Here is a 26,115-nt window from a genome sequence, read left to right as displayed (position 1 = left end):
CCGGGCAGAAGGAGTTATCCATGAGCAACACGCGGACTACACTGGGAGTTGGCCTTGGCCTTGGCCTGCTGCTGAGCCTGACCAGTTTTAATCTGTTTGCAGAAGAATCGCTGCCAGCAGAAGCCGTGCCCTATGAAACTCAGGAGCTTCCTCTGGAAGAGCTACGCACCTTTGGTGAAGTTTTCGAACGCATCAAACGTGCCTACGTGCATGATATTGACGATAAGGAACTGCTGGATAACGCCATTCGGGGCATGATATCCGGCCTTGATCCACACTCTTCATACCTGACACCGGAAGATTATGACGAACTTCAGGAGAGCACTCAGGGCGAGTTTGGCGGCCTGGGGCTGGAAGTCGGCTCAGAAAATGGCTTTATCAAGGTTGTCACTCCGATTGATGACACACCCGCAGCCCGCGCCGGTATCCGTCCCCACGACCTGATCGTCAAGATCAACGACACACCGGTAAAAAACCTGCCTCTGAATAAATCGATCGAACTGATGCGCGGTAAACCGAATACCGAAATCCGACTGACCATTATGCGGGATGGGGTTGATGCACCGTTTGAAATCACACTCAAACGCGCCCTGATCCGGGTCACCAGTGTGAAGCATCGCATGCTGGATGAGGGTTATGGTTATATCCGCATTACCCAGTTCCAGGTACACACTGGTGAAGAAGTTGTTAAAGCGCTGAATAAGATGCATCAGACCTCAGATGATAAGCTTAAAGGCGTGGTTCTGGATCTGCGTAACAATCCCGGTGGTGTGCTGCAGGCCGCAGCAGAAGTCGTCGATGCCTTTATCACCGAGGGCGTGATCGTTTATACCAAAGGTCGCCTGGACAATGCCGAGCTTAGCTTTGAAGCAACACCTAACAATCCAAGCCGCGGCGTGCCTTTGATTGTACTGATCAATGAAGGATCAGCCTCAGCCTCAGAGATTGTTTCCGGTGCGCTGCAGGATCATCAGCGCGGCGTCATCATGGGCACACAAAGTTTCGGCAAAGGCTCGGTACAGACTATTTTGCCACTCGGTAGTGATCGGGGGCTTAAACTGACAACGGCGCTCTACTACACGCCATCTGGTCGCTCCATTCAAGCTCAGGGCGTTATTCCCGACATCGAAGTAAAACCTGCTCGTTTAACGCCATTAGAGGCTAGACTACAGATCAAGGAAGCCGATCTGGAAGGCCATCTGGAAAGTGGCCAAACACAAAGCGGCCCGGAAAAAACAGAGCATCAGTCATCACTGGCTGAAACAGACTACCAGCTGTTTGAAGCTCTCAGCCTGCTTAAAGGCATGCATATTCTGACGAAGCAGCCCTGACCAGGGCTGTCGTATTTTTAGACACAGGCTGCATTGAGACGCCGCCCAAACGACGATCACTATGACACGATTCATTTTGCGCGCACTCACCACTGTGCGACATCAGCTAAAAAACACCAGAGATACTTTCACCTCGTCTCTGAAAGCTATTATTTTCGGCGGTGCTGCATTGTCTTTCAGCCCTCTGGTTGTGGCATCCAGCTCACCGACAATAACTCTGATTATTGACGATATTGGTTATAACCTGCGCAATGGCCTGCGGGCTGTTAATCTGCCCGGAGCTATTACTTTTGCCGTCTTGCCACACACACCTTATAGCCAACGACTCGCTAAAACGGCACACAAGCAAGGCAAAACCGTTATGCTGCACGCACCAATGACCAATGTGCATCATCGCGCACCTGGGCCGGGCACTCTGACGCCAACAATGGACAGAGAAACCTTCGATCAGGAACTGAAAAATGCCTTGGCAGACATCCCCTTTGTTCAGGGCGTTAATAACCACATGGGCAGTGAACTGACTCAGGACAGTGAACGCATGCAGTGGCTGATGGAGGAGGTGAGCAAACGCCGCCTCTTCTTTATCGACAGCCGGACGACAGCGAAATCCGTTGCCGCCAAAACAGCCCGCAGCAATGGTATTCCCAGCATGAGCCGGGATGTATTTTTAGATCATATCCGCACGCCAGAAGCCGTTCACGAAGCTTTTGATACTCTGGTCAGACACGCCAAGCGAAACGGCCATGCCGTTGGTATCGGCCATCCTCACAGCGTTACCCTTGAGATGCTTGAAGCCCGTCTGCCAGAACTTAGGGAACAGGGCATTCGTCTGATATCCGTACCAGATCAACTGGTGGCGATGGGGCAGGTCTATCAGGATAGTCCGCCAGTCTTTGCGGCACCCAATAATCTACCATCACGCAGCCCGGCATTCTGGCGTAGCGAGATTCAACAGCTGACCCGCTACAAAGAAACCGATATCACTCATTCAAAGATTATTCGCAGAGACGTTGTTATCAGACGGCAAGAGGTAAACCGGCAACAGCTCAACCGCAACGAAAAAGAAGCGGTTCAGCGCCGGCAGCTTCTGCCAGAGATTCCTCCGGGAACAGAGTTTCCCCAGCTCAAGAGACAACAAGCATCACCTGATAACGGGCAGGAGCGTGATATTACCCTTCAGCCCGCGCATCAACCTGAGTGGCTGACGCCCGTATCCAAATAGTGTCAGCTCTTAAGAACCTTTTCTGATTTGCTAACAGGTAGAGAACCCCTTTAAATGAGTGCTTTTTTTCAACAACTGAAAGAGCTTGCCCCGTGGCAACAAACCGCTTTTGCCACAGCCCTGGCGGAACGCATGTATCCCAATTACGCCCTGTTTTGCCAGGTAACCGAACAGGACGAGCAGGCGGCAGCACTCAAGAAAGGCCTGATGCTGATTTGGGAACAACTGGCGAACAAAGAGAGCAAGATCAACTTTGAAGTGCAGCTGGAAAAATTAGCCGACCTGATCCCTAATGACATGGATTATGAAATGTATGGCGTTTATCCGGCGATAGATGCTGCGATGGCCGCCCACACCGCCATGGAACTGGCAATGGGTACTCAGGCCGAAGAGGTTACCCGTGTCAGCCGTCTGATGCGTCAGACGATCATCAGCTTTATCGAAGCGACTGAAGAGCTGCCGGAAGATGAGAAGGCCTGCCGCAACATGCTGAACAATCACGAACTGATGCAGTTTGATCGGGAGTTTCAGGATGAGGTACTGCAGCAGATCAGCGCGATGAAACACCCGCAGAAAGACGCCCTGAAAGAACTGCGTCTGATGGCCCAGAACGAAGGCGTCAGCTGTCTGGGGCTGGCGGTTTAACGCTTCAGCACCGTAAACCTCCTACTAAAAAGGCCCGTAGAATCACTTCTGCGGGCCTTTTGATTGTAAAAGAGATGCTTTATTGCGTTGCACCGGTGTCAGCACCACCCTCATTCAGATCCCGGTCCCGGACACTGCTGTGGAAAGACTTATCATCCTCACTTTCCACTGACACCGACCCCTGCTCCACCTGCTGCTCAATATCTGACTCAAACATCAGGTTACCGCTGCTCATCAGATCCTGATAGGCGTAATAAGCAAAACCAACGCACAGGACAAGCACGACAGCCGGTACACTCACATAGATTTTTTTATAGTGGCGAGCCACAAACAGTACAAACAGTCCCACTTCGACCAGACCAAGACCCAGGACTAAGTAATCCCCAATGCCACTGATACCGCTGACAATGACGTTCTCTTCTGCTGACGTCGTGCCCAGAATCTCCATGCTGACCACACCAGAGCCGTTGAGCATGCTAATCACAAAAATCACCAGCAGCCAGGCTAACGCTATTCGCTTCTCGTGAAACAGCGCCTGAAAAAACAGGGTGCAGATCGCAAAAATAAAGACCATAAATGCACCGGCCAGATACCATTGATAGGCGACAAACTGCTCTGTGGACATGAAACTTCCTTTAGCTGTTAATGTGTAGCACTTACGTGATCCGCAGAAAACTCTGCATTAAAAACAAAAAAAGCCTGCCCCTGAAACAGAGCAGGCTGAGTAATGACGGACTTATTTTTTCAACCAGCCATTACCCAGATCCACCAGATTACCCGGCTTGGTTTTCTCAATCACTTTCTTACCCGCAATTTTCTCGACTTCTTGCAGGGCAATACCGTTTTTCGCAGCCAGATCTTTATAAGCCTGGGTGCGTTTCTGATTGACCTCGTCGACCAGTGCCTTAACACCGGATTCCGGTTTAACAACACCCAGATAGCCGGTATAGCGCTCGCCAACCCAACCCTTATCTTTAGCGGTATCCAGATCCAGTGCCAACGCTGGCGTTACCAATACCAATGACAGCATGAAAACAGCAAACAGTGCGATTAGTGAAGAAACCCACTGCTGTGGTGCTAAGCGGTTAATGCTCATCTTGTTATCCATCAGGTTAGCTCCTTAGAAAAGATCACTGTCTTCGCTGAACATCTGATCCAGCTCTTTATCAACCTTCACCCGAATCTCATGGTCAATTTTGACGTTCAGATTGATGGTGATTGGCTCCTTAGCCCCCACCTCAATGCGAGGCGTACAGGCAGCCACAAAACTGAGCACACCTGTTAAAAGTAAAAGTCTGAGTATCATTGATACATCCTTTGTGCTGATTCGCTGAGCGATTTATCGATCTGGTCGCTTAATCGCAGCGCCTTTAATAGCGTCAGAATATTCTGCTCGCTGGTAAAATTCAGAGTAACAGGCTGATCCTCAGCCCTGTTTTCTCCCTTGATCTGCAGAATAGCAATAAGCTGCCCACTCTCTTCTATCTCCACATCTCCCTGCAAAACAGTGTAATGCAGTTGATTGAGATGTTTTAGCTGACTGGCCAGTACAGGCTGCTGCTGAAGCATCGATTGCCAGGCAGGATTATTCTTCAGCACAATTTCGCCTTCGTCACTCTTCACCCGGCCTTTATGGATAGCAACCCCCTTCTGGCTTAGCCTTAGGGGCAGTCTACCATTCAGCAGACCTGTTACCTTAATCTGTTTCTCGCCCAGAGCGATCAACTGACTCAGGTCCAGTTTTTCCAATATCAGATCTGAGGTATGGCCGGATGTAAACGGATAATCCAGTCGCGCCATCTGAATATGGCCACCCAAGGTCTGAGCCGAGAAATCTGTCAGCCGGCCTTTCAACGACGTTCCAACAGTTTTCAGATTGGCACTGGCATTAAGATCAGCATTGAGATCTGTTAGTTCAACACCGGCAAAAAACCGGTCAATCTTAAGTGTCGTAGGTTCGAGGTTTAAATCCCCCTTTGACAACATCAATTGCAGAGGCAGATTAACACCACCAAACTCATAGCCCTTTGCTTCGCCCGTTAGCTGGCTCAGATTCAAGGTAACGCGTGACGAGACCTGTGACAGTAACTTATCTGTTTCTGCCAACTCGGCCCCGGAAATCAGAGCCTCTTTATCGATTCGGGTTGCGGACTCAACACTTAACTGCCCGTCATTAATCAGGGTTCCCGCTGGCAGAGCCAGCCACTCTGAAACTCGCGCCAGCTCAACCTCAGCGGCGATATCGCTTGCTATCTTGCCCGCATCTATCCGGGTAGTCGTCTTCAGCTGGGGTAATAAACTGAAGGGAGAGTCTGCCATGCCAGCCGTACGTGAAGGCCCATCGATCAGTTTCCAGTCGAGGTTACCAACCATCTCTTTTATCAGGCTTTCAGGCTTGAGCGTGCCTAAAGTACCTTTAAGGTCCAGCTCAGCCTGATAAGGTACCCGGACATTACGTTTTAGTCCGGGGTAGCGTACAAAAGCCTCACCCTGGCCCTTATGAATAAGATGCCATCGGCCTGACGGGTGCTGCGGCTGCCGTAACTCAACAGTCCAGCGTCCATCATGCTGAAACAGAGGCATTTCAAAACGGGATGGCGCCCAAAGTACAGCATTATCATTAGGGGCAGGCGACAAGGTTAGCTCGCTGGCCTGTATCTCCATGCGAAGATCACGAAGCATTGACGATGCCTCAGCCTGTACCTGTTTTCCGGGCAGATAGCGGGTTAAATCCCACCCAATATCCGATGTCATCTGCATACTCAGAGCTATTTGCCTGGACTGATTAGCAAACAGCGGCTGAGGTTTCAGGTCAGCTTTCAGGCGGCTTTCAAGACCGAAGGTTAGTTTTTTCGGTGTCAGCTTTACATCAGACAACGCCAGCTGAAGTGATGCTGAGACAGTCTCTTTAGGCTGCCAACCGATTTTAAGGCCATTAATCTTCAGCGTTTCAGTCCCGAGATCTGCGGTTAACGGTTCTTCCAGCTTAAGATGCAGCTGTCCCCCCTGACGAAGGGCATCCTGATCCAGGCCTTTTATCCAGGTGTGCAATGGGGAATCTTTGGGCAGGCCCATCACACTGATGACGCAGCGACCGGAAAGATCCTGAACCAGCACTTTTCCGGGATCAAACCTTAGTTGCTCTGCCCCCGTCTCAGATACCCGGTAACCCAGAGCAAGGGTTCGCGGGACAAAAGACAGCCTGCAATCATTCCGCGCCTGTAGTTCAAAGGCTGGCAAATTGACAGCAATATCGGCCCCTTTGGGTTTCATTTGGAAGTCAAGCTTTGCGTTTGAATCAATAAGTCTCAGGCCATACTGATCACTGAAACGCATCAGCTGGTCAAGAGCGCTTTTAACAGGAACCCATGCCGGAAGTGTAAATTGCTCAGGAACGAACTGATCCAGCTGCCACAGATCCAGATTCAATCGCTGCTCGTCAGGTCCCAGATGAAGCCTGAGATCCAGATTAGCCGCCCCTGCCAGTTCCTGATCCGGTATAAGCTTCTTTCGCGAGGTGAGATTGAATTGCCAGTACGGCTGACCCTCCTGAAAACCGGGATCTCCTTTGAAATACTGCAAACTCACAGCATTTTTCAGAGGCAGGCCATTAACCTGCAGCGACCTGATGGTCAGTGTATGTAACTGATACTGCTTACGCAGCGCCTCAAGCTGTTTGAAAACTATGCCTGTCTGAGCGAAAAAGTCGTTGTAGACTTTTTTGAGTGTTAATTCATGAGCCGGCACAGGTTCGGACGTTGCAGAAGGATTTTTATAGGCGCTATTTTCTGTCGCAGGCGATGTTGAGGTAGTCAGCCCCTTCAGCCGAAGCGTTTCTTCTGCTCCGGTGGATTGATATCCCGGCTGCGGCTCTTTTTTTTCCGATAACAGCTCCGGTAACTGATCCGGCAAACGGATCACGAGTCGGTCGATAATAAGCTCACCGGAAAAAGGCCAGGTCACACCCTGAATGTCCAGTCGACTAAGATGCGGACCTGTCAGACTCAACTTGCCGAGTCGTTGCCAGCTCTCCAGCTCAAATTGTTCCAAATGCAGGCTATCGGCAGGCAGGCCTACTACAGACTCGGAAAGCAGAAACTGATTAACAAAGGAGGGAAGCCAGCGGTCATAGCTATAAGCCAGAACCGCCAGCAAAAGGCCCAGAAAGAGGACAAGACCCAGCATAGAGGCTGAGCCAATCATCAGAAGGCGCTGAAACCGCATCTGAGCCACACTCCTGTCCTTAGGGTGGAGATAAGCTACGCTTAAAGACGCATCTCAATACCCTGAGCCGCCATAAAGGCTTTGGCTTCAGGAATGGTATGCTCACCAAAGTGGAAAATGCTGGCAGCCAGTACGGCATCTGCATGGCCTTCAGTAACGCCATCAGCCAGATGCTGCAGATTACCAACTCCACCGGAGGCGATCACCGGAATAGGGATCGCATTACTGATCGCCCGGGTCACTTCCAGATCAAAACCGTTTTTGGTGCCATCACGATCCATGCTGGTCAGCAGAATCTCACCAGCACCATAGTCATTCATCTTAATCGCCCATTCCACCGCGTCGATACCGGTTGGCTTACGACCGCCGTGGGTGAAAATCTCCCAGCGGCCCGGCTCGCCCTCGGCACTGACACGTTTGCAGTCAATGGCAACAACGATGCACTGGCTACCAAAGCGTTCAGCTGCCTCACGGACAAAGTCCGGATTAAATACTGCTGCGGTGTTAATGCCTACTTTGTCGGCACCAGCATTCAGCATACGGCGGATATCTTCACAGGTACGGATACCGCCGCCCACGGTCAGCGGGATGAAGACCTCACTGGCGATCTCTTCCACCATATGAACGGTGGTTTCACGGTCTTCGTTACTGGCGGTGATATCAAGAAAGGTGATCTCATCCGCACCTTGTTCGTTATAGCGTTTGGCAACCTCAACCGGGTTACCGGCGTCACGGATATCCACAAAGTTCACGCCTTTAACCACGCGGCCTTTGTCCACATCCAGACAAGGAATAATTCGTTTGGCCAGTGCCATGTTCGGCTCCTGTTCTCTATAAATCCAAAGTGATGAGACGACTGCAGCGTTATGCCTGCCAAAAGCTGCATCGAATTTTATCTGTAGCCGCCATGGATGGCGGCGGGCGAAAGTTCGGTTCAGGGATGAACCGACGCACGCCAGATAAAATCGATAGCAGCCTTTATTGCGACGGGCGCTGAATCAGGCGCTTTTACCATCCCATTCAGCAAAGTTCTTCAGCAGTTGCAGACCCGCATCGTGACTCTTTTCCGGGTGGAACTGCACGGCAACCACGTTTTCGTGTGCCAGCGCCACATGGCAGGTTTTGCCATAACGGGTTTCACCAATGACCTGAGATGGATCCGCCGCTTCCACGTAGTAGCTGTGGACAAAATAGAAGCGGGCATCATCTTCAATACCCTTCCAGATCGGGTGGTTGCGGGTGTGTTTGACCCGATTCCAACCCATGTGAGGTACTTTCAGTTTTTCGCCATTGTCATCTGTCAGCGGGTCACCGAAGAAACGCACATGACCTTCAAACTGTCCCAGACAAGGCACGCCGCCGTTCTCTTCACTGTCCTGCATCAGCGCCTGATACCCCACGCAGATGCCAAGGAAAGGCTTACCGGAAGCGATATTTTCCTGCACTACTTTATCCACACCCAGGCGACGAATCTCCGCCATGCAATCGCGGATAGCACCTACACCGGGCAGCACCACATGCTCGGCGTTGCGGATCACTTCCGGGTCAGACGTCACCACCACCTGCTGATCAGTAGCCACATGCTCCAGCGCTTTCGATACCGAGTGCAGATTGCCCATGCCATAATCGATAACAGCAATTGTCTTCATCATAAGTCCTTAAATGCGCTTACAGACTGCCTTTAGTGGATGGCATCATGCCTGCCATACGCTCATCCATCGTCAGTGCCATACGCAAAGCACGACCAAACGCTTTAAAGATGGTTTCGGCCTGATGGTGTGCGTTGTAACCCTTCAGGTTATCAATATGCAGGGTGACTCCGGCATGATTCACAAAACCATGGAAGAACTCTGAGAACAGCTGGGTATCAAATTTACCGATGCTGCCCCGGGTAAAATCAACGTTTAGACACAGCCCCGGACGCCCCGAGAAATCAATCACAACGCGGGAAAGTGCTTCATCCAGCGGTACATAGGCATGGCCGTATCGGGTCATACCTTTTTTGTCGCCTACTGCTTTGGCAAAGGCCTGACCGAGGGTAATACCCAGATCCTCAACAGTGTGGTGATCATCGATATGCAGATCCCCTTTCGCTACGATATCCATATCAATCAGACCATGACGGGCGATCTGATCAATCATGTGCTCTAAAAAAGGAACGCCGGTGTCGATGTCCAGCTTACCGGTGCCATCAAGATTGATAGAAACCTTAATCTGGGTTTCCAGGGTGTTACGCTCTACGCTTGCGGTACGCTCCGCCATGAAGATTCTCCGGAGGGCTTTGTTATTCAAGAAACGGGAATTATAGAGAATCTGACCGGCTATCCGCTACAATACTTCCGCAGACACTGCGCTTTATTCTCAGCGCACTCATTTGTGGCGATAAGGTATCGGGTGCTATTCCGAGTCAGACCCCGTCTATTATGCACCATTCAAAAAGTGTTTTATGCCCACAAACCGCTTTTATCTTTCTTTCGGAGACGCTGTATGCCCGTTTTATTAACTGTTGTTAATGATAAGACCGATCAAGCCCGTGTTGAGCAGCTGGAAAAAATCTATACCGATGCCCAACCTGAACGTCTGGCTCAGCTCCCAAATATCGATTCTGCGAAAAGCTTTGTAGAATATATTTTGCATAGCCCTGATCATAGCTTCTATTGTGGACTCTTTAATGAGCGCCTGATCGCAGCCTTAGTTGTCAGTAAAAGTGATGACTACTGGCAAGTCAGTCATTTGTGTGTTCGCAGCGTCACCCGACGCAGAGGCGTTGGTAGCCGCTTACTGACCTTAGTCATTCAGGCCGCCCGCGCGGAAAATAAAGCCATTTGTGTTGCGGCCGATGCCCTGATGACACAGGATCATATTATTCTGCAGCGCATGGGCTACGCACTGAATGAAGCAGGTGATTACTATCTGCTGGACCTGCGCTAACAGAGCAGACGAATCACACAAAAAAGCAAACAACTAATACGAAACAACAGGGAAGGAATTAACGTGCGACTCTTGTTGAAAACCCTACTTTATTTGGTGGGTCTGATCGTTCTGCTTCTCGCAGGCGTTGCGATCTACCTGACGCAGTTCTTCGATGCCAACCAATACAAACCTCAGATTCTGGAAGCCGCTGAAAACGCTGGCGTACCATTGGAGATTAATGGCGAACTGAACGTCACTGTTTTTCCCCGCATCGGTCTGAATATTAATGAAGTTGCCGTTAAGCTTCCCGATTCAACCGACACCACACTGGCCTCAGTCAATCAGGTCGCGGTATCAGTCAAAGTGATGCCACTGCTATCCGGCAGCGTGGAAGTTGACCGGGTCATTGTGGATAAACTTGAAGCCGACCTTGTTGTGGACAAGTCCGGCACAGGCAACTGGCAGGCCCTGATCCCCGAAAGCACTGACACATCCGAAACGTCCGAAGCTCAGGCGAACGAAGGCTCGCAGGAAGCACCGGCTAACGCCGAAGCAGATGCAGCACCAACAGCCCTGCCGGCTATCGCGATCGGTGGCATCGATATTACCAACGCCCGCCTGAGTTTTACCGACAAGCAGCAAGATATGCGCTTTGCGGTTAAAGAACTTAACTTCACCAGTGACGATATCAAACTAGGGGAAAGCTTCCCGATTGAGTTCTCTACTCAGGTATCCAGCAGCAATCCAAAGCTTGACGCCACCCTCCAACTCAGCGCCCGCGTTCTGGCCGATCTGGACAAGCAGCTTTTCCGCCTGAATGCTCTGGATCTTCAACTTAATGCTAACTCGCCACTGATTCCGGGGAACAAGGCACAGTTGAACGTTCAGGCTGATGCCGAAGCCAATCTTAAGCGGGACAGCGCCCGCCTTAGCGCCAGCAAGATCAGCGTCAATGGTATTAATATCGCCCTGAATACAGAGGTTAATAAGCTGACAACAGCTCCTGCAGTTAAAGGCGATCTGAAAATCAGCCAGTTCAATCTGAAAGACACCCTGGCTCAGCTTGAGATAGTTCTACCGGAGATGGCGCGGAAAGATGCGATGCATGCTCTGGCGTTATCCGCAAATTTTGAAGCCTCTACAGAATCAGCTGCAATCAAAAACCTGCTGATCACACTGGATGACACCCGCATTGATGGTGGCGCTTCAGTAACGCTGGCAAATCAGGCAATTGTTGCCCAGCTGGATATCGACAAACTGAATGCGGATCACTATCTGCCACCGGTAAAAGAAGAGGAAGAGGCTGCTACAGAAGAAACAACCTCTTCAGAACCCGCACCGGAAACTGATCTGCTACCGGTAGAGCTGATCAAAACGCTGAATGCCAATGCAAAAATCAACCTTAACCAACTAACCATCAAGAAACTAAAGGTTACCGATATTCAACTGGCGGTTACCGCCAAAGATGGCCTGGTCAATCTCAGTAAAGCGAATGCAAAACTTTACGGTGGCAGTATCACCAATACCGCCAAACTTGATGTACGCCCGACACCCCTGACCATCAACTTTAAACATGCCACTGCAGGTGTGGAGATCACTCCGATTCTGGCGCAGATGGTTGAGTTTGAAGATGTTGCAGGTGCCGTTTCGGCAAATGCTAACTTCACCACCAAGACAAACCGTATTTCAACGCTGATGAGCAACCTTAACGGCAAGGTCGACTTCAACGTTCAGAATGGTGCCTTCCTGAAGACCAACCTGGCGAAAGAGATGTGTAGCGCACTGGGCGATGCTAAAAACGCTCAATGGTCGCCGAATACTGACTTCACCTCGCTAAAAGGCAGCATGGTCTTTAAAAACGGTGTCGGTCAGAACAACGATATGACCATCGCAACACCGGGCATTTTACTCACCGGTTACGGCAAACTTAACCTACCTAAAGAGACCTTTGCCTACAACATGGGCGCCCAAATCACTGACGCCAACGACAAGGTCTGCACCGTTAAAAGCAGTTTCAAGACCGTGCGCTGGCCAGTTGCCTGCAAAGGAAGTTATGGCACACCGTTTGATATCAACTGCGGCCTGGACAGCAACGCCATTGGAGACACCATCGCCAAAATGGCTGAAGCGGAGGCCAAGGCAGCTCTCGACGCTGAAAAAGCCCGTCTGAAAGCTAAAGCGGATGCTGAAAAAGCTCGTCTGAAAGCCAAAGCGGATGCGGAGCAAGCCCGCCTGAAAGCAGAGGCTAAAGCCAAGCTGGAAGCAGAAAAGGCCGCGGCCCGGAAGAAAGCTGAAGAGGAAGCCAAGAAAAAGCTGAAGAGCCTTTTCAATTAAGCGATGGCCCTTTCCATTGGGCCACCGGGATAGCCTCTTGATTTGACCAAAAGGCATCCTCAGTTAAAATGAGCAAAACCCAGCAAAAGGGTCGGTTATACCGACCCTTTTCTATGCGGTGCCCTCTGTTCAACCGAACAAAATTCATGCCTGCAGGTATTCAACTTGGATCTGTCTGTTAAACCTCACAACGCACAAAAGGTCTCAACGGCCCTACTTGATTGGTACGATGAACACGGCCGAAAATCCTTGCCTTGGCAGCAGAACCGGACCGCCTACAAGGTCTGGTTATCAGAAGTAATGCTGCAGCAAACCCAGGTTGCTACCGTTATTCCGTATTTCGAAGCCTTTATTGCCCGCTTCCCAACTGTCGAGGCTCTTGCCAAAGCGGAAGTCGATGAAGTACTCCATCTATGGACCGGTCTCGGCTATTACGCCCGTGCGCGCAATCTTCATAAATGCGCTCAGGTACTGACAGAACAATATCAGGGTGCGTTTCCGGATGAGCCCGCTCTACTGGAGGCATTACCCGGAATCGGGCGCTCAACCGCAGCAGCTATTGTTGCCCAAAGCTTTGATAAACCAGCCGCGATTCTCGATGGCAATGTTAAACGGCTTCTTGCGCGCCTCCATTGTGTGCCCGGATGGCCGGGACAAAGCAAAACGCTGAAAACACTTTGGCTACTGGCGGAGCACTACACACCTGAAAGCCGCAGCCAAGCCTATACCCAAGCCGTTATGGATATGGGGGCTTTAGTCTGCACCCGAAGAAACCCCAAGTGCGATTTATGCCCGGTTCAGGACTGGTGCGCAGCAAGAAGCACCGGGAGCCAGCATGATTTCCCCAATTCCAAACCTAAAAAAACCAATCCGGTGCGCCAGCAAAAACTCTACTTACTGCAGAATGCCCAGCAGCACTATTTGCTGTTTCAGCGCCCAGCCACAGGTATCTGGGGTGGCCTCTGGAGCCTGCCGGATCAGGTTGAGCTGGAAAAGCTGCTACCAACACTCCCAAACAGCGAGCATGACCAACGGCTAGAACACAAATTTTCTCACTTTACTCTGCAAGCTGAGATCCAGCGGATTAGACTGACACCGGCCCAAGAGCAACTGATTGAGAACAATATCGGGGAACAGAGCTCCCGCTGGTACAACCCTCAACAGCCCGATAGTATCGGTCTTCCGGGGCCTATTCATAAACTGTTGCACCGTTAAGCTGCTACCTTCACCCGTTTCACTTTATTTCTGGAGAAAATACGATGAGTCAGACTGTATTCTGCAAAAAATATCAGAAAGAACTCGAGGCCTTGGTTGTTCCACCATTTCCAGGTGCAAAGGGTCAGGAGATTGTGCAAAGTGTTTCAAAATTGGCCTGGCAGGAGTGGCTTAAATACCAAACCATGCTGATCAATGAAAAGCATCTGAATATGATGAACCCAGAATCACGTCAGTTTTTAATGGCTGAAATGGATAAATTCTTCACAAATTCTGAAGATCTTGAGCCTGTTGCAGGTTACGTGCCTCCGGAAAGTTAAAAAGCCATTAAGCGACTGTATTTTTTTAACTTTTTTTGAAAAAAGAGTTGACGCAAAAAAGTCTTTCTTGTTTAATACGCCTCGTTGGCCGGATAGCTCAGTTGGTAGAGCAGAGGATTGAAAATCCTCGTGTCGGCGGTTCGATTCCGTCTCCGGCCACCACTATTATTTTTTATTGGGGTATCGCCAAGCGGTAAGGCACTGGATTCTGATTCCAGCATCCCCAGGTTCGAATCCTGGTACCCCAGCCATCTTGCTTTAAATCTTTTTTGCCGGTATAGCTCAGTCGGTAGAGCAACTGACTTGTAATCAGTAGGTCCCGGGTTCGACTCCTGGTGCCGGCACCACTTCAGCACTTCTCATATTTTCCTACGCTGATAATTTTTTGAAGCATGGTTTGGCCGGATAGCTCAGTTGGTAGAGCAGAGGATTGAAAATCCTCGTGTCGGCGGTTCGATTCCGTCTCCGGCCACCACTATTATTTTTTATTGGGGTATCGCCAAGCGGTAAGGCACTGGATTCTGATTCCAGCATCCCCAGGTTCGAATCCTGGTACCCCAGCCATCTTGCTTTAAATCTTTTTTGCCGGTATAGCTCAGTCGGTAGAGCAACTGACTTGTAATCAGTAGGTCCCGGGTTCAACTCCTGGTGCCGGCACCATTTCAAATTCCTTTCTTAAAATAGCTTAGTGAATTGTCTCGCTGATTGTGGATATGTTCTCTACTCTTTTGCCTGAAGCTCGTGGTACGAGTGGTTCTAACAGAGCATTGGCTTATTTTATAAGCGGGTTCTTATAAGAAGCAGTGCGAGAGCTTAAGATCAAAGAATGGTCTCAAGCTCTCATGGCTATTGGATAGCTATTATTATAGTGGGTGGTTACGGCTTTCAAATGCTGTTTTTTTAACTGTCGTTATAGGACATTTTGATGCTCATGCCACCATCGATGACAAAGTTCTGACCGGTAATAAAGCCAGCTACATCGGTCGCCAGATAGCAGACCATATACGCGATATCATCCGGTTTTCCGATACGGCCAACCGGATGCTGCGCCAGATCGGACGGTGAGTGGATCGGTTCAATGCGGGTTCGGGATTTCTGCCAGTCGCCCACCTCGATCCAGCCGGGGCTGATGCAGTTAACGCGTACTTCGCCACTTAAGCTGATCGCCAGCGAGTGAGTCAGGGAGATAACACCGCCTTTGCTTGCGGCATAGGCTTCGGTATCCCGCTCAGATTGATTTGCGCGGGATGAACCGATATTGATAATGCTGCCCTGTTGTTCCCGCAGGTACGGAACGGCATGTTTGCTGACCAGAAAAACGCCAGTCAGGTTGACATCCAGATAGCGCTGCCAATCTTCCAGCGAAAGATCTTCAATCGGATCATTGAAAGGTGTGGACAGACCCGCGTTATTGACCAGAACATCCAGACGGCCAAATTCACCGATAATTTCCTGAATACAACCCTGAACCACAGGTTCATCAGCGACATCCAGAGAGCAGGCCTTAATCGTACCCAGATCGGCATAAAGCGCAGCGGTCTCATCGGCAGCTTCAAGATCAATATCAGCACAGATGACAATCATGCCCTGATGGAGCAGTCCCCGGCAGATGGCACGGCCTATACCCTGCCCCCCACCGGTAACTAATGCGACTTTTTGTGATGCAGCGTTTTGTGTCATAGCTCTGCCTTAGGAAAATAGTATCTCACTCAGGTTTCCAGCAGGAAGGTGACCGGGCCATCGTTGAGCAGCTCTACCTTCATATCAGCACCAAAGCGACCGGTTGCGACAACCGGGTGTAGATTTCGGGCCTGTTCAACAAAATAGTTGTACAGGGCCTCTCCCTCTGCCGGAGGGGCAGCGGATGAGAAACTGGGTCGGAGTCCCTTTTGCGTGTTGGCGGCCAGTGTAAACTGAGAAACCAGCAGCAGTCCCCCATGAATATCCGTCACGCTGAGATTCATTTTATCGTCAGCATCGGCAAATACACGGTAAGCCAGTAGTTTCTTCAGCAGGCGGTCAGCATCTTCGGCCCGATCCCCTTTCTCTACGCCGATAAAGACCAGAAGACCTTGATTGATTTCACCGATGCACTGCTGATCAACTTCAACCTTTGCCTGGGCTACCCGCTGAATCAGTGCTCGCACGCTCAACTCCTTCTTTATTGATCTTTAAAATGTCTGCTGGGGCTATCTTAACCCATGACTGGGTTTTAGCGGATGCTAAAAGAGAGAAAAAATTTATTGATCAGATTTGAATTGCTATTGGTTCAGAAGATTACGGATCTCGATGATCTGATCCCGGGCATCTTCAAGGATCTCCAGACGTTGCTGACTGGTCAGAGGGCCGGGAGCGATCTTCTCGTAGGACGGTACCTGACTGATTGCTGGTGCCGAAGGGGCTCGCTCATTCATGGCGATGCTGTGCAGTCGGGCCAGAATCAGAATATCCGTCAGGGTTGCTTCGGTCGCATTGGGTTCATAGAACCAGGTGTCCACATGCTGAACTGCGGTCACCAGAGAAACGGGAAGGTTCCAGCGATGCAGAATCATCGCGCCTGCTTGTCCCCGGGCTTCCTGCATAATCTGATCAAGATAGTCCGGGTCGTTTGCGAGTTCCGGGTACTGATTGGCAAACTGCAGTAAAGGCAGCTCACCAATGTTGTGCAACAGGCCGGCCAACAGCGCTTCTTCCGGCGGTATCTTTGTGCATTTCTTGGCCAGGACGTAACAGATGGCTGCCAGCTGAATGCTCTCTTTCCAGCTACGCAGCTGGCGCTTTCGTACCCAGGGCGCTGCTGGAATCTGGTTTTGATCATGCAGCGCAAAAGCCAAAACCAGATGCCGGGTGGCATCCATTCCCAAGCGTACAATAGCATCTTGCAATTGGCTGATCTGCACGCAACCCCTATAGAGTGTGCTATTAGCCAATTTTAAAAGGCGTGCTGCCACAGTAGCATCGGCAGCAACCAGTGCAACGACCTTATCGGTATTGAGCTCTTCGTCTAAAATGATTTGGCTGACTTTGCGGGTGACTTCGGGCAGGGCTGGAAGTGATAGTTGGTTTTGTATCAGGGCACGATAGAATTGAAGTACCAAGGGATGGCTGTTGTCGTTAGCAAGTACTTCTGTCAAAGGTAATGAGGGTTGTGAGCACTCCGCCTGAAGAGATTGCAGTAACTCACTATCGATCAGAAAATACTCGATTTGAGTCTGGCTTATGATGCGGTTGGGGCTGGGGCGTAGATTCAACAGGCTGAAACGACTACGGTCATCACCGGCCGACAGGGTGATATTGGCTTCACTTTCACCAAAAATGCTGACACGGCCGCTTAGCAGAAACAGTTCTTCATTGCGTTTATCTCCCCGTGAGCTCAGTTCGTTACCTTCTTCCAGACGGCAGACGTCTATACGGAGGCAAAGTAGAATCAGGTGTTCTCCAGAAAGTTTTGAGAAGGGAATAAAAACGGCCAGACGTTCCGGAGTTAAAGTAGGTACTTGCATAGAGGGAGTATGTCTTTCTGATTTTGTCACGAGATGTTGTGCAATACAAAATCCTCTAATGTATTTCTGAGGGGGCGAAGTCCTTCAGAAATGACCGCTGCGTAGCATGACAAGCGTGCAACTTTCCTGCCAGGAAATACCTGCCTGAGTTAAAGCTTGCTGAAGCTCCCATGATTCGGTGCCGGGATTAAAAATCACGCGTTTTGGATTCAAGCTGATAATATCATTAATTTGCTCTGAAAGCTGAGATGCATTGCGATAAAGAGATAAGGTGTCAACCGGCTGCTGAATATCGGCCAGATGGTGAACGCAGGCTTGACCTTCGATTTGGTCAAATGCGGGATTGACTGCAGTAACCCGATGATGATGCTCTTTTAGTAAGCGAACAGCCTGATTGGAATAACGCTCTGTTTTCGGACTGGCTCCAAGAACCACAACATGTTGAAGGGGGGAGGTTGTCTCTGCCATTGTTCGCTCCTTAATGAGGGGTCAGCGTTGTTTTGCCTGATCGTCCTGTTCGGATGAGGTTGCCGCCAAGTCTTCTGATTGAGGTTCATCTGAGTTAGGCTCAGGATTCGTTTTGTCAGTTGGCTCGGGTTCTTGATTGTCAGCAAGCGTATTGTCTGTTTTTAGAGGCTTTTCATCTAATGGAGTGGTTTCTCTGTCTGTGTCATCGTCTTTCTGCTGATTTTCGTCAAGATCCTGCTCCAGATTTTCCACATTGGGGTCAATATCTAGATCCCCAAGTAACTGATCTTCTCGTTCTTTGCGGAAATACTCTTCTGCGGCTTTACGGCACTCATCAAGATACTCGTGATAAAGAGCAACATCCTGAAGTGTCTTCATATTGCTCATCAGATTGTGTTCTTTTGACATCAGCGCAATTCGGCGAAACTTGCGGGCTCTTAGGCGAGAGTTATGATGTACTAACGGATAGATACGATGGATAAAGCCCCGTTTACCTTCGATCTGCTGAATATATTCGGTCACACTGTTTTTTATACGGCGACGTTTAGCCAAAAGCTCCGGATAGCGGGAAAGACCCGGTAAAAAATGCATCATGCCGGTGCCATGGCTCAGCCAGAGAACGAAAGCGATGCCGCCTGCTATACCACCCACCCAAGGGTGTACCAGGTTCAATAATGAGCTGGTAAACAGAAATACAGAAATACCCAAACCAAAAAACCAGCCTAGGCGTGAGCGACGGGCAGATTCAATTTCGTAATCAGAGGGGTAATCGTCAAGAGACAGCAGTGTGTAATCCAGTGTTTCCAGGTCTTTATACAGGTTTTCACGTTCAGCTTTGATTCGGGCTTCTTCAGCCTTTTTACGCTCTTCCTGTTTTTTCTCGGCTTGTTTGGCTTCCCACTGCGCTTTGATTTTTTCCCGTTCTCGTTCGGCTTCCTTTTCCGCCATTTCTGCAGACGTCATTTTATGATGCGCAGGGTATACTCCCGGCACTGATGGCAGGTCTTTGGGTGTTTCTGCAGAAGTAGCGCTGGGCGCTAATTTTCTTTCATCCATTTTTTGTCTAAGCAGGCTTATATGTGATTGGGATTAACCGGAGTCATATTAGCGCTGTCCGCTCCTTAATGACTGTTTCACGTTGTAACATCGTGAGACTTTGTGTGACTCAGATTGTCGCTATCAGTCTTGGAAAATATTCTGTGGATTCAAAAGGTAATCTAACCGTCCTGAGGCTTAGTTTAAAGCAAAAAAAGCCCCGACATGAAGAAATCTTGCCAGAGCTTTTTTATCACCGGGCTTGTCGTTTATTTTGTCCGACAGGTATTTACACCGATTAATTTGTATAGCGGGCAGAAGCCGATAGCGGCTGTCAGAAGAGGAATAACACCAATCCAGCCCCATGGCGTTTGCGGGCCGACAAATACAATCGCAATCAGAGCCAGGCCAACAACCACTCGCAAGATTTTATCGATAGAGCCAACATTTTTCATAATGCTTTCCTTATATATTTTTCCAAGAAAAATATGAATGTTACTTTAGCGTTGCTTTATATAACGCTTGTGAAGAGTAGTCTTTTCTTTACGGTTAAAAAAGCACTAGAGTAGCGCTATTTTGTTAAAGCTGTTTACTGAACTGTTGTCTGGCTTAAATTTCGGCAACACGACTCCCTATTTACAACAGGTGCACGGAGCTTCGGATGCTTTTAGGACGACACAAGAGTTTTACCGCTTACTGGCTGACTCAGTTTTTTGGTGCATTTAATGACAATGTTTATAAAAACACGCTGTTAATTCTGTTTGCCTACGGTGTGCTGACGGTGCCGATGGGCAATGTTGGGCTGGTTAACAATCTGGCTGCGGGTATTTTTATTTTGCCTTTCCTGCTGTTCTCATCGGTCGGAGCAAATCTGGCGATTCGTCACGACCATGCTTTGCTGATGCGCCGACTTAAAATGGCGGAATGCATGATCATGTTGTTGGCAGCGCTTATGCTTTGGCTGGACCAGGGGATTGTGCTCCTGTTGTTGCTGTTTCTGATGGGGACTCAGTCAGCGTTATTCGGGCCGGTGAAGTACAGCATTTTACCGGCCTGGTTTAAGCAGGGAGACCTGATTTCGGCTAATGGCTGGGTGGAACTGGGAACTTTTCTGGCGATTCTTCTGGGAACACTGGCTGCGGGTGTACTGCTCAGTACCGAGTTGAGTTTGGGAATTACACTGATGCCGAAGGATCTGGTGGCGATCACTATCGTGCTATTGGCGTTGATCGGCTTATGGCAAAGTCGACGCATTGAGCCGTTAAAAAATGAGCAGCCAGCATCGGACCGGCTAAGTTTCTCTCAGACGATGAAGCTTTGCCATGACAACAAAGAAGGTCTCTATCTGGTCTTGTCGATCAGTTGGTTCTGGTTTGTTGGTGCGACTCTTTTGACTCAGTTGCCTGCCTGGGTAGAAGATCATCTTGCGGCGGAGCCCTGGGTTTTCTCTCTGGTATTAGGTTTTTTTGCCGGGGGAGTAGGCATTGGGTCTCTGAGTAGTCGAAAGCTGTATGTTAAAATCAACTTTGTTGGTGTTTACTGGTTGGGTGCTGTTCTTATCGCGCTTGGAATGCTTTTACTGATCCCCAGTTCAGCGCTTGAAACAACACTGCTGGCTTTTGGTGTTATAGGCATTGGCGGTGGTATTTATGCCGTACCTCTTTATACCCGTTTGCAGCAAACTTCCGGTGAGTCATGTGCATGGCTGATTGCAGCAAATAATATTTACAACGCTATCTTTATGATTGTCAGCGCTGTTCTTGGGATGGTCGTGCTGGGCCTTCTTGAGCAGAGTATTGTGATCTTAGTTGGTGCAACGCTCGCATTACATGTGCTGATGATTATTGGACTTTATGTCAGATTATCCCGTGTCCATTCCGGATGATCTGGTTTGCCGTTCCTGAAGCGAATTGAATCAAGCTATCGGAGTGGCTGTATTTAAGGCTATCTATGAATTTTGAGATCAACGCCCGTCGTTTGCCGGGGTTACAAACAATAGGAATGCTGGCGGTTGTGCTGTTTATCAGCCTGATTGTCAGTGGTTATTTCCTGTTTGCGCTTCAAAGTCAGAAACAGCAGCAGCTACAGAGCCTGGAGCAGGAGGTTCTGGGGCAGCAGGAGGCACTTCTGACATCCGAACTCGATGCGACCATCAGCTATATTCAATACATGCGCACCCGTACAGAGCAAGTATTGAAAGATCAGTCAAAAGTCTTTGTGGATCAGGCTATCAATGTTGCCAGATCTATTTATCAACAGAGTAAGGATAAGCTGCCAGATGCTGAAATTAAGCAGCTGATCCGTGAATCACTGCGTCAGGTTCGTTTCTTTGATGGTCGTGGCTATCTTTTTATTGATGATACTGATGGCATGTGCGTGCTTTTGCCTACCGCCCCTCAGTTGGAGGGCAAGTCTCTGTTTGATAACCGGGATGACACCGGGCATTACATTATGAGGGGGTTGATTGATGCGGTACAGGGCCCTCAACAATATGGTTTCTCCCGTTATCGCTGGTATCCGCCGGACAATAAAAAGTACATGGAAGATAAAATTGCTTATGTGCGCTTGTTCGAGCCTTACGATTGGATCATCGGTGCAGGGGATTATCTCTACCGCATCGAGAATGATCTGAAACAGGAGGTTCTGCGCCGGCTGAAGAATTTCCGCTTTGGTGATAATGGCTACATCTCAGTTTTGGATATGCAGGGCAATACTCTGGTGAATACTGCGTTATCCACTTTGGCGGATACTCCGGCAATACAGGGACTTCAACGGGGTGCCATTGAATCCATTATGAATAGTGCCGCGGGTGGTGGCGGTGTTGTGGAGTACAGCTGGTTCTACCCTGATGGGCGAGGCCCGGTGGTCAAGCGCTCTCTGGTTAAGGTTGTGCCTGAGTGGGGATGGATTCTGGTGGCAGGCATCTACCCGGATGATTTGGCGCCTATGCTGAAAGAGCATAAAGTGCTGCTGGATAAGGAGAGCAGTGAATCGGTTCGTGCTTTTCTGCTGGTTCTGAGTATTGCTCTGTTGCTATCCCTTGTCCTGATTCTTCTCTATTCCCGTTGGTTGAAAGTCCTGTTTGTTAACTATGAGCTGAATATTGAACGGCAGAAAGCCCAGTTGACCGATAATAGCCGTGAACTGGAATTATCTGCCCAGGTATTTCGCAATGCCACTGAGGGGATTGTGATAACCGATGCCCAGAACAGGATCTTAGCCGTTAATCCGGCATTTACTGAGATTACAGGATATTCGGAAGCTGAGGCGCTAGGGAAGAACCCCTCTTTCATGGCATCGGGAAATCACGATGAGCGCTTCTATGAGGATATGTGGTCCCGTCTGGTTAAGACAGGGCAGTGGCAGGGCGAGGTTTGGAACCGAAGAAAAGACGGGGTTCTTTTCCCTGAGTGGCTTTCACTTAGTATGGTGAAAGAAGAGGGTGAAATTAAAAACTATATCGCTACCCTCAGCGATATCTCGCTGCGCAAAGCTAATGAGAAGCGGCTGCGCTATCTTGCTGAGTACGACTCTCTGACCGACCTGCCAAATCGTCGGTTATTGGCTGACCGTGTGGATCAGGCGATTCATCTGGCCCGTCATAATCAGGCCCTTTTGGCGCTGTTGTTTGTCGACCTGGATCGCTTCAAAAATGTGAATGATTCTTTAGGGCATGAGGTTGGAGACCGGTTGTTGTGTGCCGTTGCTAAGCGGTTGACCGCTCTGGTGCCTGATGGCGTGACCGTGAGTCGTGTTGGTGGTGATGAATTTGTATTGCTCTTGCCCGAGTTGGAACATCCCAATGAGGCAGCGGTGCTGGCTAGAGACATTCTGCAGCAAATCAGTCAGCCCGTGGAGTTGAGTGGTCATACACTGACCCTGACACCGAGTATTGGTATTACGCTTTATCCCGGTGATGGGCTGAATTTTGAGATGCTGTTCCGAAATGCGGATGCGGCGCTTTATCATGCTAAAGCGCAGGGTCGGAATCAGTATCAGTTCTTTACACAGCAGATGAATGATGATGTTTCCCGTCGGCTGGTGATGGAGAATGCGCTTCGTAAAGGGATTGCCGGAGGAGAGCTGCGATTGGTTTATCAGCCTCAGTTCTGTATGGGGAGTATGCGTTTGCGGGGCGTTGAAGCTCTGGTGCGCTGGCAACACCCTGAACAAGGGTTGGTGCCGCCAGATTTCTTTATTGGTTTGGCAGAAGATACCGGCCTGATCTTAGAACTGGGTGAATGGGTCTTGCGTGAAGCCTGTACACAGGGGCAGCGTTGGCGTCAGGCGGGCTATCCGGATATAGAGCTGGCGGTTAATGTATCAGCCCTTCAGTTCCGGCAGGGGTTGGCTGATCAGGTTCAGCAGGTATTAAAAGAGACAGGCTTCCCTGCGGAAAATCTTGTTATTGAGGTAACTGAGAGCACTCTGATGCAGGGGGCTTCTCAGGCGATTGAGATTTTGGCTGATCTGAAAGGTTTGGGCGTTTGGCTGTCTCTTGATGACTTTGGCACCGGGTATTCTTCGCTGGCTTACCTCAAGCGCTTCCCTCTGGATAAGCTCAAGATCGACAAAGCCTTTATTTCTGATCTGCCGATGGATACCGATGATGCGGCGATTACAAGCGCGATAATCGGTCTGGCTAAAAACCTGAATTTGCTGACGATCGCTGAGGGTGTGGAAACAACCGAGCAGCTGGAGTATCTGCAGGAGTTAGGCTGCAATATCGCTCAGGGTTTTTTGTTGGATCGCCCGCTATGGCCTGATGATATGGAAGCCCGGCTAAAAGCTGAACAGCGTCGTCTGGCATTTCTGCAGGATGAGAATCGTTAAGGGGCAGAGTTGCTGAAACAGCCGGACTTTTCTTCAAACCGGTGTTTAGTGGTCAGAAGCTCGGTCTCGTTCATCGGCTTGGCTAACAGAAAGCCTTGGGCTTCATTGCAGCCCAGTTCCTGAATAATCGCCAGCTGCTCTTTGGTTTCAATCCCTTCTGCCGTAACGCTGAGGTTAAAATTGTGAGCCAGCTGAATGATGGTTTGCACAATATTGCGGTCACTTGGATCATCGCTATCCAGCTCCTGAACAAATGCCTGATCGATTTTCAGTGTATCTGCCGGCAATTTTTTCAGGTAGGCCAGAGAGGAGTATCCAGTACCAAAGTCATCGATGGCGATCCGGATACCTTTTGCCCTAAGCTGGGTAAGTGTTGCGATAGAGTGTTCAACATCTTCCAGCATACTGGTTTCAGTCAGTTCCAACTCCAGTAGATCCGGTTCCAGTCCTGATGAGGTAAGGCACCGGTCGACAATGTCCGGTAAATTAGGCTGGCGCAGCTGTCGTGCAGAAAGGTTGACCGAGATACGCATCCGGTGGCCTTGCTTTTGCCACTGGCTGGCAGAGATGCAGGCGCGCATCAGTACCCACTCGCCCACTGATGTGATCAGTCCCATCTCTTCAAGAACCGGAATAAATTCACCCGGTGATGTCATTTTTCCGTCAGCCTTGATCCAGCGCAGTAATACTTCAGCGCTTGTAATCAGGCCGCTTGCCAGGTCGACTCTGGGTTGGAAGACAAGGTGAAACTCTTTGTGTAACAGTGCCTGACGCAGTTGGTTTTCCAGTTTAACACGGCGCTGAGTCTGTAAGGTGAGGTCTTCGGTGAAGAACCCGAATGGCTGCGCATGTTCTTTACAGCGGTGCATAGCGCTGTCGGCTTTATTGACCAGTTCATCAAACTGATCACCGTCGTAAGGGTAAAGGGTGATGCCTAAGCTGACGCTAATAAAAAGTTCTGCCTGAGTCAGTTCAAAAGGTAGTGCGATCACCTGCTGAATTTTTTGTGCCAGATGTGCCGCCTGGTCCGGTGTTTGTACTTCTTCTGCCAGCACCATAAAGGCATCGCTGCCAAGGCGGCCAACATAATGCGAGGGTAGTGCTTTACGCAGTCGGTTCGCGGTCTGACGAAGAAGCTCGTCACCTGCGCCCCGGCCTAGGCTGTCATTGATCCGACTGAGGCGATCCAGGTCCACCAGAAAGAGTGCCATAGGGGTTTTACGGCGCTGCATAACGTGCTGTTCAAACTGCTCAGACAAACGCTGGCGGTTCGGGAGACCGGTCAAAGTGTCAAAGCGTCTGAGATAGTTCAGACGCTGTTCACTGTTGATCAGGTCGGTGATGTCACGACCGGTCGCGACAAAATGACTGATCTGTCCGTTATCATCCCGGATCGGTGTAATGGTTTTCTCTTCATGGTAGCGCTCGCCATTACGACGGCGATTGATAAAAATACTGCGATAGCTCTCACCTGCACGCAGTGTTTTCCACATTTGCGCATAAAATTCAGCATCGTGCTCGTCCGAACTGAGAAGGCGCGGATTATTACCCAGAACTTCGGCTTCGCTGTAGCCTGTCTGGCTCATAAAGGCTGGATTGACGTATTCAATACTGCCGTGACAGTCCGTAACCATCACCATGTCTTCCGTTTGCTGCATCGCCTGATGGAAGTGTACCGGGAGGCGTTGAGCCGCTTCGTATTGGGTAACGTCTTTGAGGGTGATCTGCAGCAGTTCTTCGGCAAGGGTGCTGGTTGGCAATGGCGACAAAAAAATCTGTACGCTTTTCTGATGCTGACCGTAGTGGAATGTCAGGCTGAGCTGTCCATCGCAGAAGCGTCCACAGGCTTGTTTCAGTTGTTCTGACTGATCGGGAGTAAGCCGGTTGAAGAGTTCCTGACCGGAAAGAGGGTGGCTGATGGATAAACCGTAGGTCAGCAGATGACGTGCAGCCTTGTTAGCATATTGCAGGCTGCCGTCTCGGGTTGCGATCAGGGTTGGAACGCTAAGATTGTCCAGCGTGGCCAATTGCGCCGCGCTTGCAGAATATAAAGAGGTTTTTTTTGCGTTCAT

Annotated in this window: 23 protein-coding genes and 6 tRNA genes; 15 read left to right on the top strand and 14 right to left on the bottom strand. The window is 49.9% G+C overall.

Annotated features, from left to right (window positions below):
* Nucleotides 1–20: 20 nt before the first annotated feature.
* The 3 genes from AC4GL5_RS07320 to AC4GL5_RS07310 all read left to right on the top strand — a co-directional run bounded on the left by AC4GL5_RS07320 (nucleotide 21) and on the right by AC4GL5_RS07310 (nucleotide 3,198).
* A complete protein-coding gene (locus AC4GL5_RS07320; RefSeq protein ID WP_490382137.1) occupies nucleotides 21–1,331 on the top strand; it encodes a S41 family peptidase in 1,311 nt (436 codons plus the stop codon).
* A gap of 61 nt (nucleotides 1,332–1,392) precedes the next feature.
* The gene (locus AC4GL5_RS07315; protein WP_490382136.1) at nucleotides 1,393–2,553 is read left to right on the top strand and encodes a divergent polysaccharide deacetylase family protein; all 1,161 of its coding nucleotides are present in this window, start codon (nucleotides 1,393–1,395) and stop codon (nucleotides 2,551–2,553) included.
* Between the two features lie 54 nt (nucleotides 2,554–2,607).
* The gene (locus AC4GL5_RS07310; protein WP_490382135.1) at nucleotides 2,608–3,198 is read left to right on the top strand and encodes a YjaG family protein; all 591 of its coding nucleotides are present in this window, start codon (nucleotides 2,608–2,610) and stop codon (nucleotides 3,196–3,198) included.
* Between the two features lie 79 nt (nucleotides 3,199–3,277).
* Here AC4GL5_RS07310 and AC4GL5_RS07305 read toward each other — a convergent pair whose 3' ends face one another.
* The 7 genes from AC4GL5_RS07305 to hisB form a co-directional block, all read right to left on the bottom strand.
* Nucleotides 3,278–3,823, bottom strand: coding sequence for a hypothetical protein (locus AC4GL5_RS07305; protein WP_490382134.1), 546 nt, complete (start codon nucleotides 3,821–3,823; stop codon nucleotides 3,278–3,280).
* A gap of 111 nt (nucleotides 3,824–3,934) precedes the next feature.
* Nucleotides 3,935–4,306 carry a YdbL family probable chaperone protein gene (locus AC4GL5_RS07300; protein WP_490382133.1) on the bottom strand — a complete coding sequence of 124 codons (372 nt, stop codon included), beginning with the start codon at nucleotides 4,304–4,306 and terminating at the stop codon, nucleotides 3,935–3,937.
* Between the two features lie 12 nt (nucleotides 4,307–4,318).
* Complete coding sequence (locus tag AC4GL5_RS07295) at nucleotides 4,319–4,504, bottom strand: YnbE family lipoprotein (RefSeq protein ID WP_490382132.1); 186 nt, start codon at nucleotides 4,502–4,504, stop codon at nucleotides 4,319–4,321.
* Nucleotides 4,501–7,422 (bottom strand): intermembrane phospholipid transport protein YdbH family protein, encoded by a 2,922-nt coding sequence (locus tag AC4GL5_RS07290; protein WP_490382131.1) that lies wholly within the window; start codon nucleotides 7,420–7,422, stop codon nucleotides 4,501–4,503. Before AC4GL5_RS07290 ends, AC4GL5_RS07295 begins: the two co-directional genes overlap by 4 nt.
* Nucleotides 7,423–7,463: 41 nt before the next feature.
* Nucleotides 7,464–8,237, bottom strand: a complete 774-nt coding sequence (gene hisF, locus AC4GL5_RS07285; protein ID WP_490382130.1) for an imidazole glycerol phosphate synthase subunit HisF — start codon at nucleotides 8,235–8,237, stop codon at nucleotides 7,464–7,466.
* A 183-nt stretch (nucleotides 8,238–8,420) separates the two neighbouring features.
* Nucleotides 8,421–9,071: an imidazole glycerol phosphate synthase subunit HisH gene (gene hisH, locus AC4GL5_RS07280; protein WP_490382129.1), complete on the bottom strand. Its 651-nt coding sequence runs from the start codon at nucleotides 9,069–9,071 to the stop codon at nucleotides 8,421–8,423.
* Between the two features lie 19 nt (nucleotides 9,072–9,090).
* Nucleotides 9,091–9,684: an imidazoleglycerol-phosphate dehydratase HisB gene (gene hisB, locus AC4GL5_RS07275; RefSeq protein ID WP_490382128.1), complete on the bottom strand. Its 594-nt coding sequence runs from the start codon at nucleotides 9,682–9,684 to the stop codon at nucleotides 9,091–9,093.
* A 225-nt stretch (nucleotides 9,685–9,909) separates the two neighbouring features.
* Here hisB and AC4GL5_RS07270 point away from each other — a divergent pair, with 225 nt between their 5' ends.
* From AC4GL5_RS07270 to AC4GL5_RS07225, 10 genes are all read left to right on the top strand, one after another.
* Nucleotides 9,910–10,353 carry an acetyl-CoA sensor PanZ family protein gene (locus tag AC4GL5_RS07270; protein WP_490382127.1) on the top strand — a complete coding sequence of 148 codons (444 nt, stop codon included), beginning with the start codon at nucleotides 9,910–9,912 and terminating at the stop codon, nucleotides 10,351–10,353.
* A 63-nt stretch (nucleotides 10,354–10,416) separates the two neighbouring features.
* Nucleotides 10,417–12,669 carry an AsmA family protein gene (locus AC4GL5_RS07265; protein WP_490382126.1) on the top strand — a complete coding sequence of 751 codons (2,253 nt, stop codon included), beginning with the start codon at nucleotides 10,417–10,419 and terminating at the stop codon, nucleotides 12,667–12,669.
* Between the two features lie 165 nt (nucleotides 12,670–12,834).
* Nucleotides 12,835–13,884 carry an A/G-specific adenine glycosylase gene (mutY, locus tag AC4GL5_RS07260; protein WP_490382125.1) on the top strand — a complete coding sequence of 350 codons (1,050 nt, stop codon included), beginning with the start codon at nucleotides 12,835–12,837 and terminating at the stop codon, nucleotides 13,882–13,884.
* A 44-nt stretch (nucleotides 13,885–13,928) separates the two neighbouring features.
* The gene (locus AC4GL5_RS07255) at nucleotides 13,929–14,204 is read left to right on the top strand and encodes an oxidative damage protection protein (protein WP_490382124.1); all 276 of its coding nucleotides are present in this window, start codon (nucleotides 13,929–13,931) and stop codon (nucleotides 14,202–14,204) included.
* Nucleotides 14,205–14,290: 86 nt separating this feature from the next.
* Nucleotides 14,291–14,366, top strand: a tRNA-Phe gene (locus AC4GL5_RS07250).
* A 14-nt stretch (nucleotides 14,367–14,380) separates the two neighbouring features.
* Nucleotides 14,381–14,455 (top strand) — tRNA-Gln (locus tag AC4GL5_RS07245).
* A gap of 20 nt (nucleotides 14,456–14,475) precedes the next feature.
* Nucleotides 14,476–14,551, top strand: a tRNA-Thr gene (locus AC4GL5_RS07240).
* A 52-nt stretch (nucleotides 14,552–14,603) separates the two neighbouring features.
* Nucleotides 14,604–14,679 (top strand) — tRNA-Phe (locus AC4GL5_RS07235).
* A 14-nt stretch (nucleotides 14,680–14,693) separates the two neighbouring features.
* Nucleotides 14,694–14,768, top strand: a tRNA-Gln gene (locus AC4GL5_RS07230).
* A gap of 20 nt (nucleotides 14,769–14,788) precedes the next feature.
* Nucleotides 14,789–14,864 (top strand) — tRNA-Thr (locus AC4GL5_RS07225).
* Between the two features lie 240 nt (nucleotides 14,865–15,104).
* Here the strand turns inward: AC4GL5_RS07225 and AC4GL5_RS07220 are convergent.
* From AC4GL5_RS07220 to AC4GL5_RS07195, 6 genes are all read right to left on the bottom strand, one after another.
* Nucleotides 15,105–15,884, bottom strand: coding sequence for an SDR family NAD(P)-dependent oxidoreductase (locus tag AC4GL5_RS07220; protein WP_490382123.1), 780 nt, complete (start codon nucleotides 15,882–15,884; stop codon nucleotides 15,105–15,107).
* 29 nt (nucleotides 15,885–15,913) lie between these two features.
* The gene (gene dtd, locus AC4GL5_RS07215; RefSeq protein WP_490382122.1) at nucleotides 15,914–16,351 is read right to left on the bottom strand and encodes a D-aminoacyl-tRNA deacylase; all 438 of its coding nucleotides are present in this window, start codon (nucleotides 16,349–16,351) and stop codon (nucleotides 15,914–15,916) included.
* A gap of 114 nt (nucleotides 16,352–16,465) precedes the next feature.
* On the bottom strand, nucleotides 16,466–17,707 hold the full coding sequence (locus tag AC4GL5_RS07210) for an HDOD domain-containing protein (protein ID WP_490382121.1): 1,242 nt from the start codon (nucleotides 17,705–17,707) through the stop codon (nucleotides 16,466–16,468).
* A gap of 84 nt (nucleotides 17,708–17,791) precedes the next feature.
* Nucleotides 17,792–18,175 carry a CoA-binding protein gene (locus AC4GL5_RS07205; protein ID WP_490382120.1) on the bottom strand — a complete coding sequence of 128 codons (384 nt, stop codon included), beginning with the start codon at nucleotides 18,173–18,175 and terminating at the stop codon, nucleotides 17,792–17,794.
* A 21-nt stretch (nucleotides 18,176–18,196) separates the two neighbouring features.
* Nucleotides 18,197–19,138 carry a hypothetical protein gene (locus AC4GL5_RS07200; protein WP_490382119.1) on the bottom strand — a complete coding sequence of 314 codons (942 nt, stop codon included), beginning with the start codon at nucleotides 19,136–19,138 and terminating at the stop codon, nucleotides 18,197–18,199.
* 341 nt (nucleotides 19,139–19,479) lie between these two features.
* A complete protein-coding gene (locus AC4GL5_RS07195; RefSeq protein WP_490382118.1) occupies nucleotides 19,480–19,665 on the bottom strand; it encodes a YgaP family membrane protein in 186 nt (61 codons plus the stop codon).
* Nucleotides 19,666–19,871: 206 nt separating this feature from the next.
* Here AC4GL5_RS07195 and AC4GL5_RS07190 point away from each other — a divergent pair, with 206 nt between their 5' ends.
* Both AC4GL5_RS07190 and AC4GL5_RS07185 read left to right on the top strand, forming a co-directional pair.
* On the top strand, nucleotides 19,872–21,095 hold the full coding sequence (locus AC4GL5_RS07190; RefSeq protein WP_490382117.1) for an MFS transporter: 1,224 nt from the start codon (nucleotides 19,872–19,874) through the stop codon (nucleotides 21,093–21,095).
* Between the two features lie 65 nt (nucleotides 21,096–21,160).
* Entirely contained in the window at nucleotides 21,161–24,043 is a 2,883-nt protein-coding gene (locus tag AC4GL5_RS07185) for a bifunctional diguanylate cyclase/phosphodiesterase (RefSeq protein WP_490382116.1), read from the top strand.
* On the opposite strand, the gene AC4GL5_RS07180 is transcribed toward AC4GL5_RS07185, so the two are convergent.
* Nucleotides 24,040–26,115 carry a putative bifunctional diguanylate cyclase/phosphodiesterase gene (locus AC4GL5_RS07180; protein ID WP_490382115.1) on the bottom strand — a complete coding sequence of 692 codons (2,076 nt, stop codon included), beginning with the start codon at nucleotides 26,113–26,115 and terminating at the stop codon, nucleotides 24,040–24,042. The genes AC4GL5_RS07185 and AC4GL5_RS07180 overlap by 4 nt on opposite strands.

The organism is Oceanospirillum sp. (genome assembly GCF_982874595.1).
This window is presented reverse-complemented; position numbering and strand designations above follow the sequence as displayed.

Bases quoted from the DNA above. Each gene is read 5' to 3' on its own strand.
- AC4GL5_RS07295 (WP_490382132.1), bottom strand. From the start codon at position 4,504: ATGATACTCAGACTTTTACTTTTAACAGGTGTGCTCAGTTTTGTGGCT.
- AC4GL5_RS07195 (WP_490382118.1), bottom strand. From the start codon at position 19,665: ATGAAAAATGTTGGCTCTATCGATAAAATCTTGCGAGTGGTTGTTGGC.
- AC4GL5_RS07185 (WP_490382116.1), top strand. From the start codon at position 21,161: ATGAATTTTGAGATCAACGCCCGTCGTTTGCCGGGGTTACAAACAATA.
- AC4GL5_RS07190 (WP_490382117.1), top strand. From the start codon at position 19,872: ATGCTTTTAGGACGACACAAGAGTTTTACCGCTTACTGGCTGACTCAG.
- hisH (WP_490382129.1), bottom strand. From the start codon at position 9,071: ATGAAGACAATTGCTGTTATCGATTATGGCATGGGCAATCTGCACTCG.
- AC4GL5_RS07320 (WP_490382137.1), top strand. From the start codon at position 21: ATGAGCAACACGCGGACTACACTGGGAGTTGGCCTTGGCCTTGGCCTG.
- AC4GL5_RS07310 (WP_490382135.1), top strand. From the start codon at position 2,608: ATGAGTGCTTTTTTTCAACAACTGAAAGAGCTTGCCCCGTGGCAACAA.
- AC4GL5_RS07315 (WP_490382136.1), top strand. From the start codon at position 1,393: ATGACACGATTCATTTTGCGCGCACTCACCACTGTGCGACATCAGCTA.
- hisF (WP_490382130.1), bottom strand. From the start codon at position 8,237: ATGGCACTGGCCAAACGAATTATTCCTTGTCTGGATGTGGACAAAGGC.
- AC4GL5_RS07220 (WP_490382123.1), bottom strand. From the start codon at position 15,884: ATGACACAAAACGCTGCATCACAAAAAGTCGCATTAGTTACCGGTGGG.
- AC4GL5_RS07290 (WP_490382131.1), bottom strand. From the start codon at position 7,422: ATGCGGTTTCAGCGCCTTCTGATGATTGGCTCAGCCTCTATGCTGGGT.
- AC4GL5_RS07180 (WP_490382115.1), bottom strand. From the start codon at position 26,115: ATGAACGCAAAAAAAACCTCTTTATATTCTGCAAGCGCGGCGCAATTG.
- AC4GL5_RS07270 (WP_490382127.1), top strand. From the start codon at position 9,910: ATGCCCGTTTTATTAACTGTTGTTAATGATAAGACCGATCAAGCCCGT.
- AC4GL5_RS07200 (WP_490382119.1), bottom strand. From the start codon at position 19,138: ATGACGTCTGCAGAAATGGCGGAAAAGGAAGCCGAACGAGAACGGGAA.
- AC4GL5_RS07300 (WP_490382133.1), bottom strand. From the start codon at position 4,306: ATGGATAACAAGATGAGCATTAACCGCTTAGCACCACAGCAGTGGGTT.
- AC4GL5_RS07205 (WP_490382120.1), bottom strand. From the start codon at position 18,175: ATGGCAGAGACAACCTCCCCCCTTCAACATGTTGTGGTTCTTGGAGCC.
- hisB (WP_490382128.1), bottom strand. From the start codon at position 9,684: ATGGCGGAGCGTACCGCAAGCGTAGAGCGTAACACCCTGGAAACCCAG.
- AC4GL5_RS07305 (WP_490382134.1), bottom strand. From the start codon at position 3,823: ATGTCCACAGAGCAGTTTGTCGCCTATCAATGGTATCTGGCCGGTGCA.
- AC4GL5_RS07210 (WP_490382121.1), bottom strand. From the start codon at position 17,707: ATGCAAGTACCTACTTTAACTCCGGAACGTCTGGCCGTTTTTATTCCC.
- AC4GL5_RS07255 (WP_490382124.1), top strand. From the start codon at position 13,929: ATGAGTCAGACTGTATTCTGCAAAAAATATCAGAAAGAACTCGAGGCC.